General features: G+C 41.0%; 24 protein-coding genes and 1 tRNA gene. 13 read left to right on the forward strand and 12 right to left on the reverse strand.

Annotation, left to right across the window (positions count from 1 at the left end; genetic code table 11):
• The first annotated feature begins 62 nt into the window (after nucleotides 1–62).
• The 8 genes from DYH63_RS20915 to DYH63_RS20950 all read left to right on the forward strand — a co-directional run bounded on the left by DYH63_RS20915 (nucleotide 63) and on the right by DYH63_RS20950 (nucleotide 5,380).
• Entirely contained in the window at nucleotides 63–731 is a 669-nt protein-coding gene (locus DYH63_RS20915) for a TetR/AcrR family transcriptional regulator (protein WP_116790649.1), read from the forward strand.
• Nucleotides 732–743: 12 nt separating this feature from the next.
• Nucleotides 744–2,051 carry an ABC1 kinase family protein gene (locus tag DYH63_RS20920; protein ID WP_116790650.1) on the forward strand — a complete coding sequence of 436 codons (1,308 nt, stop codon included), beginning with the start codon at nucleotides 744–746 and terminating at the stop codon, nucleotides 2,049–2,051.
• A gap of 179 nt (nucleotides 2,052–2,230) precedes the next feature.
• A complete protein-coding gene (gene idi / locus DYH63_RS20925) occupies nucleotides 2,231–2,758 on the forward strand; it encodes an isopentenyl-diphosphate Delta-isomerase (RefSeq protein ID WP_116790651.1) in 528 nt (175 codons plus the stop codon).
• Nucleotides 2,759–2,838: 80 nt separating this feature from the next.
• Nucleotides 2,839–3,249, forward strand: a complete 411-nt coding sequence (locus DYH63_RS20930) for a 6-carboxytetrahydropterin synthase (protein ID WP_116790652.1) — start codon at nucleotides 2,839–2,841, stop codon at nucleotides 3,247–3,249.
• 13 nt (nucleotides 3,250–3,262) lie between these two features.
• On the forward strand, nucleotides 3,263–4,231 hold the full coding sequence (locus DYH63_RS20935; RefSeq protein ID WP_116790653.1) for a type I phosphomannose isomerase catalytic subunit: 969 nt from the start codon (nucleotides 3,263–3,265) through the stop codon (nucleotides 4,229–4,231).
• A gap of 57 nt (nucleotides 4,232–4,288) precedes the next feature.
• A complete protein-coding gene (locus DYH63_RS20940) occupies nucleotides 4,289–4,555 on the forward strand; it encodes a hypothetical protein (protein ID WP_116790654.1) in 267 nt (88 codons plus the stop codon).
• 80 nt (nucleotides 4,556–4,635) lie between these two features.
• Nucleotides 4,636–4,709 (forward strand) — tRNA-Thr (locus tag DYH63_RS20945).
• 71 nt (nucleotides 4,710–4,780) lie between these two features.
• Nucleotides 4,781–5,380, forward strand: coding sequence for a 5'-methylthioadenosine/S-adenosylhomocysteine nucleosidase family protein (locus DYH63_RS20950; protein WP_162927118.1), 600 nt, complete (start codon nucleotides 4,781–4,783; stop codon nucleotides 5,378–5,380).
• Between the two features lie 13 nt (nucleotides 5,381–5,393).
• Here DYH63_RS20950 and DYH63_RS20955 read toward each other — a convergent pair whose 3' ends face one another.
• From DYH63_RS20955 to DYH63_RS20985, 7 genes are all read right to left on the reverse strand, one after another.
• Nucleotides 5,394–5,822 carry a hypothetical protein gene (locus DYH63_RS20955; protein ID WP_116790656.1) on the reverse strand — a complete coding sequence of 143 codons (429 nt, stop codon included), beginning with the start codon at nucleotides 5,820–5,822 and terminating at the stop codon, nucleotides 5,394–5,396.
• Nucleotides 5,823–5,893: 71 nt separating this feature from the next.
• Nucleotides 5,894–6,622 carry a DUF4369 domain-containing protein gene (locus DYH63_RS20960; RefSeq protein ID WP_116790657.1) on the reverse strand — a complete coding sequence of 243 codons (729 nt, stop codon included), beginning with the start codon at nucleotides 6,620–6,622 and terminating at the stop codon, nucleotides 5,894–5,896.
• Nucleotides 6,623–6,779: 157 nt separating this feature from the next.
• Entirely contained in the window at nucleotides 6,780–8,621 is a 1,842-nt protein-coding gene (locus DYH63_RS20965; RefSeq protein WP_116790658.1) for a M61 family metallopeptidase, read from the reverse strand.
• Nucleotides 8,622–8,713: 92 nt separating this feature from the next.
• Nucleotides 8,714–9,136 carry a PH domain-containing protein gene (locus DYH63_RS20970; protein WP_116790659.1) on the reverse strand — a complete coding sequence of 141 codons (423 nt, stop codon included), beginning with the start codon at nucleotides 9,134–9,136 and terminating at the stop codon, nucleotides 8,714–8,716.
• Nucleotides 9,137–9,150: 14 nt separating this feature from the next.
• Nucleotides 9,151–10,548: an alpha/beta hydrolase family protein gene (locus DYH63_RS20975; RefSeq protein WP_116790660.1), complete on the reverse strand. Its 1,398-nt coding sequence runs from the start codon at nucleotides 10,546–10,548 to the stop codon at nucleotides 9,151–9,153.
• A 9-nt stretch (nucleotides 10,549–10,557) separates the two neighbouring features.
• Entirely contained in the window at nucleotides 10,558–11,130 is a 573-nt protein-coding gene (locus tag DYH63_RS20980; RefSeq protein WP_116790661.1) for a hypothetical protein, read from the reverse strand.
• 11 nt (nucleotides 11,131–11,141) lie between these two features.
• Nucleotides 11,142–11,414, reverse strand: a complete 273-nt coding sequence (locus tag DYH63_RS20985; protein WP_116790662.1) for a DUF2089 domain-containing protein — start codon at nucleotides 11,412–11,414, stop codon at nucleotides 11,142–11,144.
• A gap of 332 nt (nucleotides 11,415–11,746) precedes the next feature.
• Here DYH63_RS20985 and DYH63_RS20990 point away from each other — a divergent pair, with 332 nt between their 5' ends.
• Nucleotides 11,747–12,160: a DUF2721 domain-containing protein gene (locus tag DYH63_RS20990; RefSeq protein WP_116790663.1), complete on the forward strand. Its 414-nt coding sequence runs from the start codon at nucleotides 11,747–11,749 to the stop codon at nucleotides 12,158–12,160.
• 23 nt (nucleotides 12,161–12,183) lie between these two features.
• Here DYH63_RS20990 and DYH63_RS20995 read toward each other — a convergent pair whose 3' ends face one another.
• The gene (locus tag DYH63_RS20995) at nucleotides 12,184–12,744 is read right to left on the reverse strand and encodes a hypothetical protein (RefSeq protein WP_116790664.1); all 561 of its coding nucleotides are present in this window, start codon (nucleotides 12,742–12,744) and stop codon (nucleotides 12,184–12,186) included.
• Nucleotides 12,745–12,861: 117 nt separating this feature from the next.
• On the opposite strand from DYH63_RS20995, the gene DYH63_RS21000 reads away from it, so the two are divergent.
• From DYH63_RS21000 to DYH63_RS21010, 3 genes are all read left to right on the forward strand, one after another.
• Nucleotides 12,862–13,755, forward strand: a complete 894-nt coding sequence (locus DYH63_RS21000) for an EamA family transporter (protein WP_116790665.1) — start codon at nucleotides 12,862–12,864, stop codon at nucleotides 13,753–13,755.
• A gap of 27 nt (nucleotides 13,756–13,782) precedes the next feature.
• The gene (locus DYH63_RS21005; protein ID WP_116790666.1) at nucleotides 13,783–14,136 is read left to right on the forward strand and encodes a DoxX family protein; all 354 of its coding nucleotides are present in this window, start codon (nucleotides 13,783–13,785) and stop codon (nucleotides 14,134–14,136) included.
• Nucleotides 14,137–14,344: 208 nt separating this feature from the next.
• Nucleotides 14,345–14,617 (forward strand): DUF2805 domain-containing protein, encoded by a 273-nt coding sequence (locus DYH63_RS21010; RefSeq protein ID WP_116790667.1) that lies wholly within the window; start codon nucleotides 14,345–14,347, stop codon nucleotides 14,615–14,617.
• A 112-nt stretch (nucleotides 14,618–14,729) separates the two neighbouring features.
• Here DYH63_RS21010 and DYH63_RS21015 read toward each other — a convergent pair whose 3' ends face one another.
• The 4 genes from DYH63_RS21015 to DYH63_RS21030 form a co-directional block, all read right to left on the reverse strand.
• Nucleotides 14,730–15,362: a MarC family NAAT transporter gene (locus DYH63_RS21015; RefSeq protein WP_116790668.1), complete on the reverse strand. Its 633-nt coding sequence runs from the start codon at nucleotides 15,360–15,362 to the stop codon at nucleotides 14,730–14,732.
• A gap of 43 nt (nucleotides 15,363–15,405) precedes the next feature.
• Complete coding sequence (locus DYH63_RS21020) at nucleotides 15,406–15,936, reverse strand: hypothetical protein (RefSeq protein WP_116790669.1); 531 nt, start codon at nucleotides 15,934–15,936, stop codon at nucleotides 15,406–15,408.
• 84 nt (nucleotides 15,937–16,020) lie between these two features.
• Nucleotides 16,021–17,031 carry a dioxygenase family protein gene (locus tag DYH63_RS21025; protein WP_116790670.1) on the reverse strand — a complete coding sequence of 337 codons (1,011 nt, stop codon included), beginning with the start codon at nucleotides 17,029–17,031 and terminating at the stop codon, nucleotides 16,021–16,023.
• Between the two features lie 345 nt (nucleotides 17,032–17,376).
• Nucleotides 17,377–18,045, reverse strand: a complete 669-nt coding sequence (locus DYH63_RS21030) for a pirin family protein (protein WP_162927120.1) — start codon at nucleotides 18,043–18,045, stop codon at nucleotides 17,377–17,379.
• Between the two features lie 137 nt (nucleotides 18,046–18,182).
• On the opposite strand from DYH63_RS21030, the gene DYH63_RS21035 reads away from it, so the two are divergent.
• Nucleotides 18,183–19,259 carry a carboxypeptidase-like regulatory domain-containing protein gene (locus tag DYH63_RS21035; RefSeq protein WP_116790672.1) on the forward strand — a complete coding sequence of 359 codons (1,077 nt, stop codon included), beginning with the start codon at nucleotides 18,183–18,185 and terminating at the stop codon, nucleotides 19,257–19,259.
• Nucleotides 19,260–19,325: the final 66 nt, after the last annotated feature.

A 19,325-nucleotide genomic window follows, 5' to 3' on the forward strand; every position in this document is an offset into this window, starting at 1 on the left:
CACGACTACAGTGTCTTTGTGTTTTATTGCTTGTTAAATTTGTACTACTAACACTTTAAGTTATGGCAACGAAGAAAGCACAACAACCAACCCCGCTTACAAAATCTGATATTATTGATCAATATGCCGACTACTGCCTTATGCACGGCCACAAACCTGCAACTGTATATAAGTTTGCAAAAAATAACGGCTATGAGGAAGCCGAATTTTACAAGTACTTTACTTCTTTTGATACGCTGGAACGTTTTTACTTTACCGAGATGTTTAACCATGCGCTCGAAACCCTTGAGGCTTCTCCTGCTTATGGTGAGTTTGGAGGGTTAGAAAAACTGTCGGCGTTTTACTTCACATTTTTTGAGATCGCTACAGCAAACCGCAGTTTTGTGGTATACAGCCTTACCGAAGGTAGCGGCGCACTCAAAAATCTGCTAAAACTGCGCGAGCTTCGCAAAGAGTTTACAGTATTTGCGCAGGCAGTATTGGATAAGCCTTTTGAAACCCAGCACCCACGTGCCGATAAGCTACAACAGGATGCCCTACGCGAAGGTGCATGGCTGCAATTTTTGGCCATTTTTAAATTCTGGCTGAGGGATACCTCTCCGGGCTTTGAAAAGACCGACATTTTTATCGAGAAATCGGTTAAGGCGTCGGGCGACTTAGTGTACAATTCGCCACTGCAAAGCCTGTTTGACCTGGGCAAATTCATCTGGAAAGAAAAATTCACGGTTTAAAATTAAGCTGACATGAAACGATTAGATTCTATCCCCACAAATAAAATTGAGCGGGTTTCAAAACTCGTGTCTACCGGTGTAAAGATCGGGGGCAACTACCTGAAATATTACGGGCAAAAAATGGTAAACCCTGAGCTTACCAAAGATGCCCTGCACGAAAATAACGCGACAGATATTTATGATGGACTTAAAGAACTTAAAGGCAGTGCGCTTAAAGTGGCCCAGATGCTAAGCATGGAAAAAAACCTGCTGCCGCAAAGCTATGTAGATAAGTTCTCACTAAGCCAGTTTTCTGTACCGCCACTATCAGCTCCACTGGTAATGAAAACCTTTAAAAAATACTTTGGTGTAGAGCCGCATGTATTATTTGATGAGTTTAGTGCCGATAGTATTAATGCTGCCAGCATAGGGCAGGTGCATAAAGCCAAAAAAGGCGGTAAAGACCTTGCGGTAAAGATTCAGTATCCCGGAGTGCGCGACAGCATAGGGACTGATATTGCATTGGTAAAACCCATTGCCCTGCGTATGTTTAACCTTAAAGGTACCAGCGATGAGTACTTTCAGGAGGTGGAAGACAAACTGATGGAGGAAACCGATTATACGCTGGAACTTAAGCAAAGCGAAGCCATACGTATTGATTGTGCAAAGCTTGAAAACATCCGTTTTCCTAAATACTATCCGGAACTAAGCTGCGAAAAGATCATTACGATGGACTGGATGCAGGGGCTTCACCTTTCCGAATGGTGTAAACAGCAACATACTCAGGAGGAGCGCAATAAAGTAGGGCAGGCGCTTTATGATTTTTATATGTACCAGATACACGGGCTGCATAAATTTCATGCCGACCCGCATCCCGGTAATTTTCTTGTAGATGACGAAGCTAATCTTATAGCCATAGACTTTGGATGTATGAAAGAGTTACCGCAGGATTTCTATACGCCATATTTTGAACTCATACAACCCGAAACGCTGGATAATGATACGTTGTTTATCGAAAAGCTTGTAACGCTCCAAGTGCTAAAGCCGGATGATAAGCCGGAAGAATTTGTGTACTTTAAAGAATTGTTTCATGAATTGCTTAATGTTTTTGTAGAGCCATACCGCCACAAGCATTTCGATTTTTCGCAGGAAACCTTTAATAATGCCATTGCCGGGCTTAGTGAGCGTTTTGCAAATGATAAGAACATCCGTAAAATGAATACCAACCGTGGCAGCAAACACTTTATCTACGTTAACCGTACGTTCTTTGGGCTGTTTAGCCTGCTGTATGATATCAGGGCCGAAATTGATATTTATAGTTTTGAGCGATATTTGAAGTAATAAAATTATTTCGCAAAGTCTCTCAAAGGGGGCACCAAGAAACGTAAAGAATAAAAGCTTTGTGATACTTTGTGCCTCCTTCGTGTTTCTTTGTGAAAGAAAAAATAAAACCATTGCTAACAAAAAGTTAATCGGTGTTTTTACGCAAAACTTTTCTTATTTTTGAAAGCTGATAGCTTATGGAAGAAGAAAAGGTAATACTGGTAAACGAGCATGATGAGCCTATAGGGCTGATGCCTAAAATGGAAGCGCATGAAAAGGCGCTACTGCACCGCGCATTCTCTGTGTTTGTGCTGAATAGCAAAAACGAGATCATGCTGCAACAGCGTGCAGCCCATAAATACCACTCGCCATTGTTGTGGACCAACACAACCTGTAGCCACCAACGTGCAGGCGAAACCAACATTGAAGCCGGTACCCGCCGCCTGCGTGAAGAGATGGGCTTTACTACCCCGCTTAAAGAGCTTTTTTCTTTTATCTATAAAGCACCTTTTGATAATGGCCTTACTGAGCATGAATTAGATCATGTAATGATAGGCTATTACGACAATGAACCACAGCTTAATTTTGACGAAGCCGAAAACTGGAAATGGATGGGTATTGAAGCTGTAAAAGCTGATATGCAGGAACAGCCTGAATTATATACAGTATGGTTTCGAATTATTTTTGATGAATTTTACCATTTTCTGGAAGAGCATAAAGTATAGTTGTCGGATAATAGTTGGTGGTTGCCAGAAGCTACCGGCAACTGATAACCAACAACTGACAACCAATAATCAATAACTAAATGAGAGTAACCGTAAGCCGAAGCGCCCATTTTAATGCTGCACACCGCCTGTACCGTAAAGACTGGACAGATGAGCAGAACAATGCCGTTTTTGGTAAATGCAATAACCCCAACTTTCATGGGCATAACTATGAACTCATTGTAAGTGTTACGGGAGAAATTGATAAAGAGACGGGATATGTTATTGACATTAAAATTTTAAAAGACATTATAACCGATGAGGTAGAAGTGCCTTTTGACCATAAAAACCTCAATCTTGATGTGCCGGAGTTTGCCAGCCTGAACCCTACCGCCGAGAATATAGTAGTGGTAATATGGAACCGCATTCGAAACCGTATAAACCCCGATTTGGATATAGAAGTAACACTCTATGAAACGCCACGGAATTTTGTAACTTATAAAGGAGATTAACCAATATACAATCATGGAATTTAAACAGTACCCATTAATTTTTACCCCAATATTACAGGACAGGATCTGGGGAGGCGAGAAGCTTAAAACTGACCTTGGAAAAGATATACCTACAACCACTACAGGAGAAAGCTGGGAACTTTCTGCAGTGCCGGGTAATGTTAGTGTAGTAAAGAATGGCCCTCTTGCAGGACAGCCACTGGATGCACTTTTAGGGCAGTACCCTGATGAAATACTTGGTACGGCAGTTCATGCTAAATTCGGGAAGCAGTTTCCGCTGTTGTTCAAGTTCCTTGACGCGCGCGAAGACCTTTCTATACAGGTGCACCCTAACGACGAGCTGGCTAAGGAGCGCCACAACTCTTTTGGTAAAACCGAAATGTGGTATGTAATGCAGGCAGACGAAGGTTCGCGCATTATTGTAGGCTTTAACCATAAATCTAGCCCTGAAGAATATCTTGAAAAGCTGGAAAGTAAGCAGCTTATTGACATCCTTAATCAGGAGCCGGCTAAAAAAGGAGATGTGTATTTTCTTGAAACAGGAACAATTCACGCTATAGGCGCCGGTATTGTTATTGCAGAGATACAGCAAACCAGTGATATTACCTACCGTATTTACGACTGGGACAGGGTAGATGCTAACGGTAACGGCCGCGAACTACACGTAGAGCAGGCACTTGATGCCATGAACTATAACGAGACTGATACAAAGAAGACGTATAGCGAAGATGTGAATAAGAGCAATACCATGGTAGACTGCCCTTATTTTACAACAAACTTCCTTCCGTTGGATGGTAGTGCTGAGGTAAGCAAAGACGGAAACAGCTTTACCGTTTATATTTGTACTGAAGGCGAATATACCGTTACAGTAGATGGCGAAGCCTACAGCTTTAAAAAAGGCGATACTGTGCTTTTACCTGCTGCTGTAAAGGGTTACAACCTTAACGGAACGGCCACTTTGTTAGAAATATATATTTCTTAACAGGTATTAAGGTTAAAAGACGTAGTTTTGCATTCATAAATTTAAAAGAACAACAAGATGGCAAGTGTAAGAAACTTAAAAAAAGACATCAACTTCGTATTAGGAGACATTATTGAGGCAGTATACCTTACTGAGCTTGCAAAAGGCAAAAATACAGGTGAAGCAGGCGAAGCTATTATCGATGAGGCAATTGCAGTTTTTGATGGCCTTATGAAGGATCTGAACGCTAAAAAAGTGGAGAATAAAAAAGAACACTTTAAGCAAATTAATAAAAAATTAGAAGAAACTGCTAATCAGCTTATTGGGAAACTAAACGCGCTGTAAGCAAAAAAAATCAATAAAAAGTGCAAATATTTCTTTGGAAATCTAAAATCCTCTCTTATATTTGCACCCGTATTGAGAACGCCGGTGTAGCTCAGCTGGCTAGAGCAGCTGATTTGTAATCAGCAGGTCGTGGGTTCGAGTCCCTCTATCGGCTCAATAAGCAAACCGCTTCAGGAAACTGAAGCGGTTTTTGTTTTTATATTTACCTTCAAATTAAAAAAAGCTATGTCCATATCTGATTTTCATAATACAGAAGTTAAACATCTCCTTACCCAAAAACCACTTTATGTTTTTGCGCTGGAGTCTGAAGCTACGCAGGAATTTGCCGATGTCAATCCGCTTTTTGTGGGTATAGGCAAGCTGAATGCCATGTATCATTTAATGAAACGCATTCAGGAAGAAAAACCGGGCGTTATAATCAATCTTGGGTCGGCGGGCAGCCTGGAACATAAAAGAGGAGAAGTGGTGTGTTGTACGGGCTTTATTCAGCGGGATATGGATGTTACCGCGCTTGGTTTCGAAAAATATCATACGCCATTTGCAAAGCACGAGCCTGTTTTGCTTAACGGGCTTAAGGTGCACGGCCTTCCACAAGGCATTTGTGGTACGGGCGACAGTTTTGTGGTAGACCACAATACTGCCGATTATAATGTAATAGATATGGAGGCCTATCCGCTGGCGTGGGTAGCAATGCATGAAAATATTCCGTTTCTGTGCCTTAAATATATATCAGACGGTGCCGATGGTGCCGCGGCAGAAGACTGGCCGGAAATGGTAAAGCATGCCTCAAAAGCCTTAAGGGCAACTATAGATACTTTACTATAGCTAAATTAGAGAATTAGATGCTTTGCTCTCTTTTAGAAATGCCTATACCAAGGTTGATGAAAAAGAGGAGTTGCGATATTGCTGCGATGCTAATAAGCCATATACTTATGGTTTGTTCATAAGCTGTGTTGCTTATTAGCACAATGCCGTTTAATATGGCAGCGCCTATGGTAATGTATGTATGTGCGCGCGTAAGGGTTTTATTTAGGGCCAGTTTTAATTTTCCGGCAATAAAATAACCCAGAGCCAAAACGAGGTAAGCAATCTTAAACAGGATAGAAACCTCAAAATGATTAAGGTTGATGCTGTTTCCGGTAACGTTTAAAGATATCGTCCTGTTGCCATACATAAACAGCGTTGCCACAGCATATACCAAAATGCAGAAAGATGTTACAAAAAAGTATAGGTAGGTGTTATCCTGCCGGGCAAAAATAAGTTTCACGGTGCTGTTAGTTAGATAGGGTAAAAGTATAAAATATTTCCTTTCCTAAATTCTAAATATTTCGTTAAAAACTACTGTGCCTGAGTTGCTTCTGCTTTCTTTCTGTCGGCAGTATATGTTGAAAGCATTTTACCATATTTAGATTTTGCCACCTGTGGTGTCATGCTCTTTTGTATGGTATCCAGATATTTAGTGTTGATGTCCTGAATTTCGCTAAGCACAATATAAGGAGCGGCCTCAAACTTAGCATTGTTTAGTGCAAAATTTGCAGTAAACAGGTAACGCCTTTTTTCGTTTTGTTCAGATGCTTTACTGATGCTGTCCAGACGCACCTGATCACCTTTTTTTGTAGCGTCCAGGTTTCGTTGTATAAGTTCAAGGTTAGTATCGGTAAAACGACGTTTTATAGCCTCATATTCTGCATATTTATCCTGGTTTTTACTTCCGGTAATTTTAGCGCGCGAATAGAAATAATCAAGCGTAGTCTCAATTTTTATATTGCCAGGTTCGGCAAAAAACTTCAGGTTGTCGTCAATACTTTCGGTAGTACCACGGTCTATAACCAGATATAGCATCTCTGGCGAATCAAGTTTTAGGTGGCTTTCAAATGCAGGGCTTCCATCAATGTTAATGGTGTCAATGTTTACCAGTGCAGTATCTGATTCCCTTTTCAGGAAAAGCCTCCCTTTTTTAAAGCCTTTAATGTTTCCGGTAATATGCACATTGGCATCTCCATGGTCTTCCTTTTGGCAGGCAGTAAAAAGTGTAAGGGCAGTTAAGGCAACAAGTAAATTTCTCATTTGTAAAGCGTCTGTTAAAAATCAGCGCAAAGTAATAAAAATTAGCATTACATTTTTACCGATATCGTTTTTTTATGGGTGTGTTATGGCTCGTACCATTTTTAAATAAAACAGGCCGCAATTGCGGCCTGTTTGTAAGTATGGATATAAAATATAATTATGCTTTTAACCAGGTGTTGCGCAGGTTAGCTTTAGAGGCATCTGTGCTCTTGTAGCCCTCAAGATCTTCGGTAGGTAGTTTTATTTTACCTTTAACAACCTGCTCTTTGCCATCGCGCTTTATTTTGATGCTAACATCTGCACCGTCTTTCCACGCCATGCTTGTTGTAATAAGATCATAGATATTGTCGTAGTTGTAATCTTTACCATCAATAGCGGTTATAACATCACCTTTTTTCATGCCAAGCGTTGTAAAGAAAACATTTGGTTCAATATCAGGGCGTACAAATATTTCTTTAGAAGGATTTACACCCACAAGAGGCTCCTGCATACCTTTAAGGAAAGGGTTGCCCGGCTTACTTGTTTTTGCAGGGGTAACACCCATTTTTGCAAAGAACTGGTCATAAACTATTGGTTTGTCTCCAGCTACATATGTTTTAAGGAACTCACCTACCTGCGGATAAGTTAGTGATGTGATTTTTGCGAAAAGCTCGTCATCGTTAAACGGCTTATTGTTGCCATACTCAGTACTTAGCTGGTGCATAAGGTTCAGGATACCCTTTTTGCCACTGCTTTGTTCGCGAATAATGATATCTACACACATAGCTATAAGTGCACCCTTTTCATATACATTGCGGTACTGATCTTTGTATGGGGCATTAAGCACATTTTTACTCATAACCGTAAAAGGCATAGTATCGTCAAACTGCTTGGCGTGTGCTATTTTTTCTGCCATACGGCCGTAGAATTCATCTTCGGTAATAAGACCCTGGTTTATCTGGAACAGATTTGCAAAGTATTCTGTAACACCTTCATACATCCAAAGGTGCTCACTCATTTTTGGTGCATTAAAGTCAAAGTACTGTATCTCTTTACTATGTACACTAAGTGGTGTAACAATGTGGAAGAACTCATGAGATACAATGTCTTTAAGCTGCTCTGCCAGTTCGTCTATTTCCATAGATTCAGGCATAACTACTGTAGTACAGGTAGGGTGCTCAAGTGCACCAAAGCCCTGCGCATCGGTTTCACTAAGGTCTGAAAGGTAAATAAGTACCGCATATTTTTTGTTGGCATTTATGGTGCCAAGAAATTTCTTTTGCGCGCGCATGGTTTTTTCCATCATCGGGGTGATGTCTTTAGCCGTAACCTTACCAGACGGAGAATATACCGCTATAGTAATATCCATACCGTCTGTAGAAAATGTAGTATAGTCTGGCTTGGCATACATTACGGGGTGCTCTGTAAGTTGCAGGTAGCGTTCTGCCTTAAACTGGTCTACCGTATCGCTGGCGTTAGTATCTACCATACTGGTAGCGCCCCATAATTCTGCAGGGTGGTTAATAACCACATCATAAGGCGTTTCGCTCTTGCCTTCAAAGTAACCAATGAATGCGTGTGTGTTTAGCATTATGTTTTTACCCGCAAGAATGTTTGTTCCTGACGGAGAAAAGATCGCTTTATCTTCGCCTTTTCCGGCTTCGTTATCGTAGGTATCGTTAACCAGGTAGGTTATCTTTGCAAGCTTTTTTGCACCTGCTATTTTCCATGAGTTTTCATCACCTTTAGTAACGGTAAGTTCTTTGCCTTTAGCATCAAAAGCTTTCAGGCCTTCAATAAACTGTCCGTAGTTGTCATCACTATACGTTCCCGGTACTGTTTTAGGAATGTAGTAAGTAATGTTGTCAGTCTTTACGGCATCAGGGGTAACTGTTACCAGGACTTTATCGTCCTTGATGTTGTTAAGGTCTATGTTTACCTTAATTTCGCTGCCTTTTTGGGCATGTGCCAGGCCGCCTATGGTTAAGGCAAATGCCAGCGTGCAGATAAATTTGTTCATAAATTATGTTTCTTGCAAATAAGTATCGGGATTGGCCGATTTGTTACAGGCTAAGATAGAAATTTATCGGCACACCGGCACAACCTTCCATTTTACTTTTTATTACGCGGAATAAACACGATATCAGGGTTTAGCTGTTGTATAGCTGCTATAAATCCTGTTTTGTTTTTTGGTGAAATAAGCATGTATCCGCCACTGTGCGTTATGCCCAGCCGGTCTATAGATGCGGCCGGGGCACTGAGTGGGTTATAGGTTTCCTCGATTTTTGTTATTGTAAGGATGTCAATAGGGCGATACGGAATAAAAAAAGCATATATCCTGAGTGTAGTGCCGTCTATCTTGTACCGTGTAGTAAACAATAGTACAACTACAAGCGCCATAATGCCCGACATGATAAGCAACGCTTCGGCATCGCCATTTTCTTCGTTTGCTACGGTAATAAACGCAGGTATAAACGATGCAGATAACAGCGCAATGAGTTCCCAGCCTATTTTAGAACGGTATGTTGTTGCCATACTAGAATGTTAGCTTATTTTACTTGTTGCGATATCCAGTCGCCCATAATTTTTAGCGCTGTTGGCGAAAAAGTTTCCTCTATCTCACCGTATTCTGTAGGAGCGCCTGTAGTACTGGCCTGAAAAAGGTGGTTGAGCCCCGGGATTTCCTGCGTGGTAACTTTTTTATTGCCGCTTTTTAAAGCAGCACGTTTTATGGCGTCAAGGTTTGCCTTGGGTGCTACCTGTACATCTTTTTCTCCGTTAAGTGCCAGTATAGGGCATTTTACTTTTTCAAGAGTAGGGTAAGGGTTATAGCGTATAAAGGCTGCATACCAGGGCGATGTAATATCGCTTATCTGTGCATCTATATAGCTGTTTACCTGAGCGTCAGGGATGCCTTTAGATATCAGCAGGGGTTTCATGTCTTTATTAAAATTAGCCTTAAGGCGCGATTTTAATATTTGCGTATCCTGCTCCTCTTTTATAAGCGTGTAGATGGCGCGGTTAATGTTGCCCAGTTTAGTAAGTTCCTCTTCGGGCATGCCATTAGCTTTACCTATAAGGTAGTTTTGCAGCATCATCAGTTCATCACCCGGTATCGCAGTACCGGCAAGCATCACTATAAAGGCAACATCAGTATTGTTACTGGCAACAATAGGTGCTATAACGCCGCCTTCGCTATGGCCTATCAGTCCTATTTTTTTTGAATTGATTTCTTTACGTGTTTTAAGGTATGCAAAAGCGGCATCGGCATCGGTAGCAAAATCCTGCGTGGTGGCATTGTCAAAGTCGCCCGTGCTTTTTGCAGTACCCCTGTCATCATAACGCAGTACGGCAATGCCCTGGCGGGTAAGGTAATCTGCTATAACAAGAAATGATTTGTGCCCTAGTATTTCCTCATTACGATCCTGGGCACCGCTGCCTGTTATTAGTATTACTGCAGGATAATTAGTACCGCCCTGTTTTGGTAATGTAAGTGTGCCCGCAAGCGTAACGCCTGCTTTATCATTCTTAATGGTTACTTCTTCCTCATAGTAAGGATATGGTTTTACAGGATCCTGCGGACGCTTTGCGGCAACAATTGTTACTGCCTCGCGACTAAGGTCTAACGGAAGGGTATTGCCATTCTGGATGTAAGTACCTTTAATTATTTTGCCTTCAATCGTGCCTTTATAGCTAATATTAGCCGCAGGTATTGCCATGGCAAGGGTATTGTTTTCAAAAACAGTAGTGCCTACAGGTATGCCGTTTGCATTTTGTTCAGGCACATCCATAGTTGCGGTGTATCCTGTACCTGATTTAGTAATATGGAAATCCATCTTGAATTGCCCACCGGGAAATTTAAGCAACCCATGCCAGTCGCCGGTTATGTCCTGTGCCTGGGTAAACAGGCCTGTTATAAGTGTAAGTACTACTAATAATTTTTTCATGGTTGTGTATTATGGGATTAATGAAATTAATATTCCGGAAAGCGTATTGGCTATAATAACGGCAAGTATAAATAAAATTGTAAACCAGGTGCTTTTGTAATAGGTAGCCACCTTAAAGCCATTGTATAATAATGCCATAGACCATATAAGCAGCCCTATGGTTATGAAACTCACTATCATCAAAAGCGCATAATCGGTATTGCTAAAATGTATTTCTTTCAGGTCTTTTGGTGGTGTTGCCGGTATAACATCAGCCAGAAAATTGTCGATGTTAGCCAGTGGCAGCAGATAAAACGGAATGCGTGCTATAAGTGAAGCATTTAAAATGTCTACCGGCCTTGTTTTTTTATTTGCAAAAAGGCCAAGAATCATCAGCAGGATTGCAATACTGCCCACGATAATGATGTTTTCTAGTAACGGTTGCCATATTTCAGTTGCTACACCCGGGTATATATTAAGCATTGCGGTAAAGCGGCAGTTTAGCAGCCATGCTACTACACTGCCCGCTATCATGGCCGCGGTGCCAATTAACAGCAATTTATTTTCAGGTGTTTTTTCAAACGGATTGTAAAGTAACTTCATGTGCGGGTAGGTTAGTGTATGGCTTTTATCTTGGCAATAAGATCATCCAGGCGGTTACGCACTGTGGGGTAACTTACCCCTGTAAGTGCTGCCATTTCTTTAAGGCTGCCGCCGTTTATTACGAAGTGTATGATAAACTCCTGCTCGTCTTCGGTAAGCTTTGCAAGCGATGGTAGTGTAAAGTTACCCGATACCTGCGTACTGCAAACAGGGCAGCTAAGCTGCGATACCTGTAAGCTTTCGCTACAGGCAGGGCAGGAGGTGGGCAGTTTTGGTTTTCGCATAATTACGTTTTGTGAACCCAAATTTAAATAAAATTAAAATACTGTTTAATAAAATTTAATATTTTTTTACTTAAGTGTATCTTTTAGTCATCGCTTTATCCAAGGTAAAATTTCATTTGCTTAATTTTTGCCACGAATTCCTCGAATTTTCACAAATTTTTATTCCGCGTTAAATCACTTTGAATATAACAAATTTAATTATTCCTGAAATTTGTGAAAATTCAAGGAATTCGTGGCTTATTTTTTATGGTATGTTTGCCTTGTCACTTTATTTACCATCATAACATATACGTGCTATATTTACTATATTTGGCTTATAAACTAACCTTTTGATGGAACTCTCAATACAAACACCTGCACTGCTTTTTTCTGCTACATCGCTTATTTTATTGGCTTATACAAACCGTTTTCTTACCATAGCCGGTATTGTACGCGGATTAAAGGTAAGCTATGAGCAAAACCAGACAAAAAGTATATTGCTGGAAATAGATAACCTTAACCTGCGCCTTACTTTAATAAGGCACATGCAGATGTATGGGGTTTTAAGCCTGTTCTTTTCGGTTTTTGCAATGATGCTGTTGTTCTTTAACCTTGAGCAATGGGGTATGTATGCTTTTGGGTTTAGCCTGCTGCTTTTACTGGCATCATTAGGTGTTTCTTTTTGGGAAATAAGTATTTCGGTACGGGCACTACGAGTGCACCTCAGCGACCTAATCGAAGAGGCAAAAAAGCATAAGCTTTCCTGATTTGTATAATGGTAAATGACAGGCTACTTAATTGTCATCCAGTCGCTCTTTGTATTCAGCTTTTTCAGTTTTCCGGCGGCATCAATATCCCTGTATTCAGCAATAAGGCTGTCATTTTTTGTTTCAAAAATAAAGTCGCGATTGTTTAACTCATCCATAATAAATTCGCCTCCTGCCAGCAGGTCCTGGTAAATACTAATGTTAGGGTAGTGTTGTAAAATATCTTTGGCGCTGCTGCGGGCAGTAATTCCTTTATTATCTTTAAAGTTATGGTCAAATACTATTATGGCTATAATACTGTCTGTATCTATGGCAGGCATCAGGGCAAAAAGCCGCTTGCCTTTATAGCTGTAATCATAAGCTAAGCCACCGCCATCATAATGGTATAGAAAAGCATCTACACCCGTACTGTCAAGACCGTTTAAATGATGAGAGTTATGTGCTATGCGGCTGCCCACTTTAATAGGGCCGAGCGCGCTTTTTGTAATAGGAAAGGTGTGGTAGGCAAAGGTATTATTAGGCTTATTATGTTGTGTGCACGAACATAATATGGCCATAGCTGCGCTTAGGATAATTTTTTTCACGACGGTTTGGTTGTTGGTTTGTGTGTCAAATATAACATAAGGAAACTATTTTTTAAAGTTTTATAAACAAATTTCCAAATCAATGCCCTAACTTTGCCCGCTTTTTTAAATTATAATATGGGCAATAACAATACATTAAAAGGGGTAATCCTGGTAGGGCTGGGTGCTGCAAGCTATGGCCTGCTGGCTACATTTGTAAAACTGGCTTATGCCGAAGGTTACACCACAGCCGAGGTTACTGCATCGCAAATGGCACTGGGCATACTAAGCGTGTCGCTTATCAATCTTTTCCGTAAAAACAAAACTACCGAAGCCACAAAAGCTACGGGCAAAAATAAATTATACCTTATGCTGGCCGGTACCTCTACAGGGTTTACCAGCGTGTTTTATTATCTTGGGGTAAAGTACATACCGGTATCTGTAGGGATCGTATTGCTAATGCAAAGTGTATGGATGGGCGTACTTGCTGAATGGATGATAACAAAGCAGCCGCCTACACTTAAAAAAATATTGGCAGTACTTGTTGTACTTGGTGGAACCGTACTTGCAACCAATCTTATTAATGCCGATGAAATGCCAGACTGGCGCGGTATTGCATGGGGAATGGCTGCAGCGCTAAGCTATACCATAACCATGTTTGCCGGTAACCGTATTGCGGTAAACCTGCCTGCCCCAAAACGCAGCCTCTTTATGTTGCTGGGTGGGGCAGTAGTGGTACTGACGTTTACCGCTATAACCTGGCCGGGCTATTTTAATTTCCAGATACTTTATACCTGGGGTATACCACTGTCGCTTTTTGGTACACTGTTGCCACCATTGTTCATGAATGCCGGTTTCCCGAAGGTGAGTATGGGGCTGGGCAGTATCGTTTCGGCTATTGAGTTACCGGTATCTGTTACTATGGCTTATATCTTTTTACACGAAACCGTAAGTAACACACAGTGGGCGGGTATTACACTAATATTGGCAGCCATAGTTTTAATGAATATTTCACTTAAAAGAAAAGCATAACTGCTACCTTTGGGTAAAAAGCTATTTATGCAATTACCCTGGCACCTTTATGTAATGGCGGCAATATACTTTTTTGCAGGCGTTAACCACTTCAGGGTGCCACGCCTGTATTTGCGTATCATCCCGCCATCATTACCTAACCCAAAGTTGCTGAATTATATTAGCGGCGCGGCAGAGGTACTGCTTGGTATTGCATTATGCATCCCGGTCGTAAGCCATATTGCTGCGTGGGGTATTATAGCCCTGCTTGTTGCCGTTTTTCCGGCTAATATTTATATGGTAACCAATCCTAAAGCCGCAATGAAAATGCCAAAATGGCTTTTACTATTGCGCCTGCCTATGCAAATTTTGCTCATTTACTGGGCATGGCTCTATACTTAAAGGGCTTTGTTGCATTGCTAAAAACCTGCTCTTTTTAATTGTTTTTTGCGAAATTTATAAAAAGAAATTAAAAAACAAGGTTCGCCAAAACACTCTTTTACCATTTCGGGAAAAATAGTGCCTGCTGCATATTTCATTACTTTTTTTATTAATATTGAAAGAAGCAATATTAATAATTTAAAGTACTATTTGATTAATTTTTCAGGTGATGAAAAAGAGTAGCCGTGCAGCATTAGACAGGGAAGCGTTAGACCGTATTGTAACGCTGGCCCAGGAAGAGAAAAAGCCTTTTGAAGAGATTAAAGCCCAATTTGGCTTATCTGAAAAGGAAGTTACTGATATTATGAAGCAAAAATTATCACACGATGATTTTGAGCTGTGGAAGAAAAAAACGGCTGCTAAAAAACCTAAGCCTAAGCCGATCAATGCTATTGTAGACGATGAACTCGACTCTAAGTACTATATACGCAATAAGTTTTAAATAAGCCTTGATTAAATGAGTTTGTAATGTAACAGGCACAGTAGTTTTATAGAAAACTACTGTGCCTGTTGTAATATTACGGTCGATCTTTAGAATAGATAAAAAGATAGCTTTAAGGTGCCAAAATAGACTTTACGATATTTACTACAGAACTGATAATGTATTGCACCCCAATGGCAACGGTTATGAAACCGATAATGCGCGAAATGGCTACAATACCGGATGCACCCAGTATGCGGGAAAGATAGTGCGCACTGCGCAGCATTAAAAATATGACAAGCGCTACAGATGCCATTGCGCCCACGGCAATAACTTTTTCTATTACAGCAGGGTAATCAGGGTACATGGCTATAAGCAGCGATATACTGCCGGGTCCGGCAAGCATGGGTATGGCAAGTGGCGATAGCGCAATGTCATTACGTCTTTGGGCATCCTGTTCTACTTCTTTGTGTACCCCGCGGCCTTTGTTAAAACGGCGGTTAAGTAATGAAAATCCACTGTTCACGATGATGAATCCGCCCGCTATGCGAAGGGCATCTATACTGATGCCAAAAAAACTAAGGGCATACTGGCCAATAAAAAAAGCGACTAAAAGTATGATGAATACATTAATGGCGGTCCAGAACGAGATGCGCTGGCGTTCTTTTACAGAGTCATCCTGGGTAAGGCCCACAAAAATTGGCACTGCGCCCAGTGGGTTAATAACAGAAAATAAGGCTCCAAAAATGTAGATGAATAATTCCATTCGATAAGTTTAGCTAAAAGTAAAGATACAGGTTTTGGATAAATTATGGCTTTGCCAAATCATTAATTGTACCCTCTTCATAGTAACATATTGCTAACTGCGGGCGGGTTTCAAACATAAGTGTTTCGTAGCCTGCCTTTTGTTCTGTATCTAAAGATACGAGATAACAATTATTTACAATGCCCAGATAGTTTAGAAGTGGGGAGTATAATGTAATGCCCACCTTGTGTCGGGAACTGTCTGTAATATCTGTATTAATAATATCAAGCCTGTAACCCGTAAAAGGAAAAAATGTACTGCCCAGCACATCAGTAAAGCGGTAAAAACTGCCCTTTAGCTGCTCTATGTAACTGTTTGCAGCCATACCGGTTAAAAAGTGCAGCTGCTCTGCCTTTGGGTTTTCGGCAAGAAGCTCCCTAAAAGAATTCTTTGGGTTTTGAATATCGTTAAAAAGCTGTTGCTGCATAAGGTATTCGCGGTAGGTATCTTCAAAAATATACCTGTCCCAGGCTGCAGTGGCGGTACTGTCTATAACTACACGATATGCAAGCCGTATTTTAGGATAATGTGCCATAAGTACTAAACCATATAAAAACGAAAAGAGGGAACCACCCCTCTTTCCAAATATACAAATAACCAACAATAAAACACCAGGATGTTACCTGATTGTCATTTTCTTACTTTCTTCAAAAGTACCGTTAGGGTTTGTAACGGTAACTTTATAAATGTAATTTCCACTGCTCAGGCCGCCCCTGTTTAGGGTAATGTTATTTTCTCCGGCTTTCATACTGCCGTTATACGCATTTAGCACATTACGGCCTGTAAGGTCAAATACAACCATTTTTACGTCACTGTCAAACTCCAGGTTTAGCGGTAGCGTGGTAGCATCTATAAACGGGTTAGGATAGTTTTGCTGTATGGCATACTTATTTTTAGTGTAGGCTTCAACACCTGCCGTAGGCCCATTTACATAAATATTATGGTTCAGTATAAAACCATCGGCTACGCTGCCGGTAACTGTGCTTAGCTCCAGGTTGGCGCTGTCATCGCTAAATACATTGTCATTAGCATTGTAAGTGTAACCACTCATGCCTTTTGTATAACCATAAGCTGTGGCAGCATTAACCTGTACTACGGCACTGTTAGTACCTTCAGGAAAAGATATTTGTGTTATGAGCAGCGATGTGCCTGCTGCATTATAAATATGTACGTGTATGTGTGTGGCCCGGCTGGTATACCAACCGGGAAATATTGATGTAAAGCTTACGAGCCCGTTAGCATCTGTAGTTTGCCTGCCGCGCAAAAAGTGTACGGTAGTATAATTGGTACTCTGCATTTGTGTGCCGCCATACTCACTGTAGTTACCGTCTTTATCGCAGTGCCAAATGTCTACGAGCGCACCCTGTAGTGCGCTGCACGATGCATTTTTGTTCAGGACGTTAATATTAATGGTAAATGCTATCCCTGTACGGCCTGCTGTAATATCAGTACGTACAAGGCTTGCGGGCGTAATGGTAGGAAAAGGTCCGGCCGTTTCTGACGGCGATACCGTACAGGCTGCCATCTCCTCAGTTTCCGTTTCGCCATTACCGGCCCTTAGCAATGATGGCGCCGCCACCGCCATGCCCAGAAACCCCAGGCTGTTTCTTAAAAATGTTTTTCTTTCCATCGTAGTCGTCTTTTGTTTCTCCGTAAAGCAAATATAAAGTCAGTTTTATATTGTTTAGGTTTTTAGCGGTAAATGGAAATTATCCTGCGGTGAATGTTAAATTATATGAGTTTAGTGTGAGTTTTTGTGTTAAATATGAATTATATATGTAGGAAGCTTTCTCTTGTAAAGATTGGTTGGCATAAAAAATTGCGATAATATCATTTAGACATTATCGCAACCTGACTAACTAACCTACTAAATATTGAGATGCTATTTTACGGCCTTTTTTATACTAGTACAACGATGAGGTTTCTACATTATTACCGGGGTGCGGTAAACAGTAGTATTTTAGGGGTGAATGCCTTATAATGGAATCTCAAATAGCATAATAACCGCATTTTCAGAGAGGGCTTGAATATCTGCTTCCTCCAGGTTCCATAGGGCAAGGGCATCGCGCTCTTCCAGTAGGCGTCCTTGTACTTCAAACGCCCCGCTGATGATGTAGATAAAAACACCATCGGCCTTATTGCTTAGTTTAAATATCGCTTCTCCGCGACCGTCAAACAACCCCATTTTTGCTTTAAGCGTGCCGGGTAGTGAGAAAGGACTGAGGACATTGCGTTCTGAAAGATTGATACCCACTGTAGCTGCTTCGCTTATAAAATTGTTGCTAAACACGATGTATATAAAGTTGATCAGTTCACTTTCATAGGGGTTGCTTATTGTAATAGTTCCGTTAAGCGGCAACCATACGGCTTCGTTGGGTTCGGCATACTGCGCCTCTTGGTTAAGGCTATAAGTTAGAGTGCCAACTAACGGTATGAGCAACAGCGTAGCATTATTGGCATAGCGCATTATGTGCTGACCGGGTCCCAGGGTTTCGTCATTAATTGTTTTTAAAGTGCCAAAAGGCTCACGGCCCTGGGCGGTGTAAGTTTCAAAATTAAGGGTGGCATACCAGCGCTGCGCCTCATTTTCAAAATGGCCGCGCTGTTGTGCCTTATATATTTGTGCGGGAGATTGTTGTATCATGCATTTTGTTGTTTCGTATTTCAAAAGTAAAATATTATTGCCTGATGCTTCTGCAATAGCGGTTAACAGCGCCAGATGCACGACAAAATATTTTGCACCTGTGCCTAAAAGTGTATCTTTATTAAAATTTACAACCAATGAAAAAAATGCTATTGCTCCTGCTGTTTATATGCGGGGCTGTGCACAGCCAGGAAATACTTAGTGGTTATGTAGTAGACGAAGCCGAAAATAAACCCTTAGAAGGTGCTTTTGTATATCTTGACGGTACTACCTTTTCTGCAAACAGCGATGCCAGGGGATTTTTTAAAATAGTAGTTCCTCAAAAGTATAATGCCCAGTTGGTTATAAGCTATATTGGTTTTGAAACCATCAGGGTGGATGATCCGTTTAAGTATGGTAAACCGTTTAAGGCAGTAATGCGTATGGATGCTACCACGCTTGATGAAGTGATTATTACTAATAAAAGCCCTTTTACACGCAAGCAAATGTTATCGGTTTTCAGGAAGGAGTTTTTAGGACGAAGCAAGGCCGGACGTTCCTGCAAAATAGAAAATGAAGACGATGTGTACCTGTTTTATGATGAGAGTACGCATACATTAAAGGCACGTTGCAGCAAGCCCATTCGCATTATAAACAAAAGGCTGGGATATAATATAGGTTTCGATCTTATTGCATTTCAGGTGCAGTACAATACAACCACGTTGGATGAAAATTACATGTTTCGCAGCTTTTTTGCCGGGACAACTGCTTTTACCGACACCGATAAAAAAGGAGAGGCGCTTAAAAACCGTAAAGCCTCGTATGAAGGATCTGTAACTCACCTTATGAAAACCATTAAGAGTGGCGACTGGCAAGGCCAAAAATTCAGCTTGTATGTAGACCGCCTGCCCGCTGCCCCGAATGACTATTTTGAAGTGAGCGATTCGCTTAGCTATACAAAAGTAAAGCTTAATGAAGCTGCCATAGCGCCTTTATTGCCTAAAATAACCCTGCAGGGTAAAGAGGTAAAGACGTCCAAATACAATAGGATAGACTTTACAATTCTCAGGAATATGGATACCGGTACACAGTCTTCAATTAATTTTGACAGAGACCGTTTTTATATCGACCAGAACGGGCTTTTCTTCCCTCTTGATGCCATTACCTTTAAAGGATATATGGGGATGCTAAAGGCGGGCGACCTGCTGCCGGCAGATTATAAGCCTGCTCCCTGATGTTATAGTATGCTTAAAGAGCGTGTCTTTATTATACTGTTTTTGTAACTTTATACAAAACTAAAA

Origin of the sequence: Flavobacterium psychrotrophum (assembly GCF_003403075.1) — a bacterium.
Lineage (GTDB): Bacteria > Bacteroidota > Bacteroidia > Flavobacteriales > Flavobacteriaceae > Flavobacterium > Flavobacterium psychrotrophum.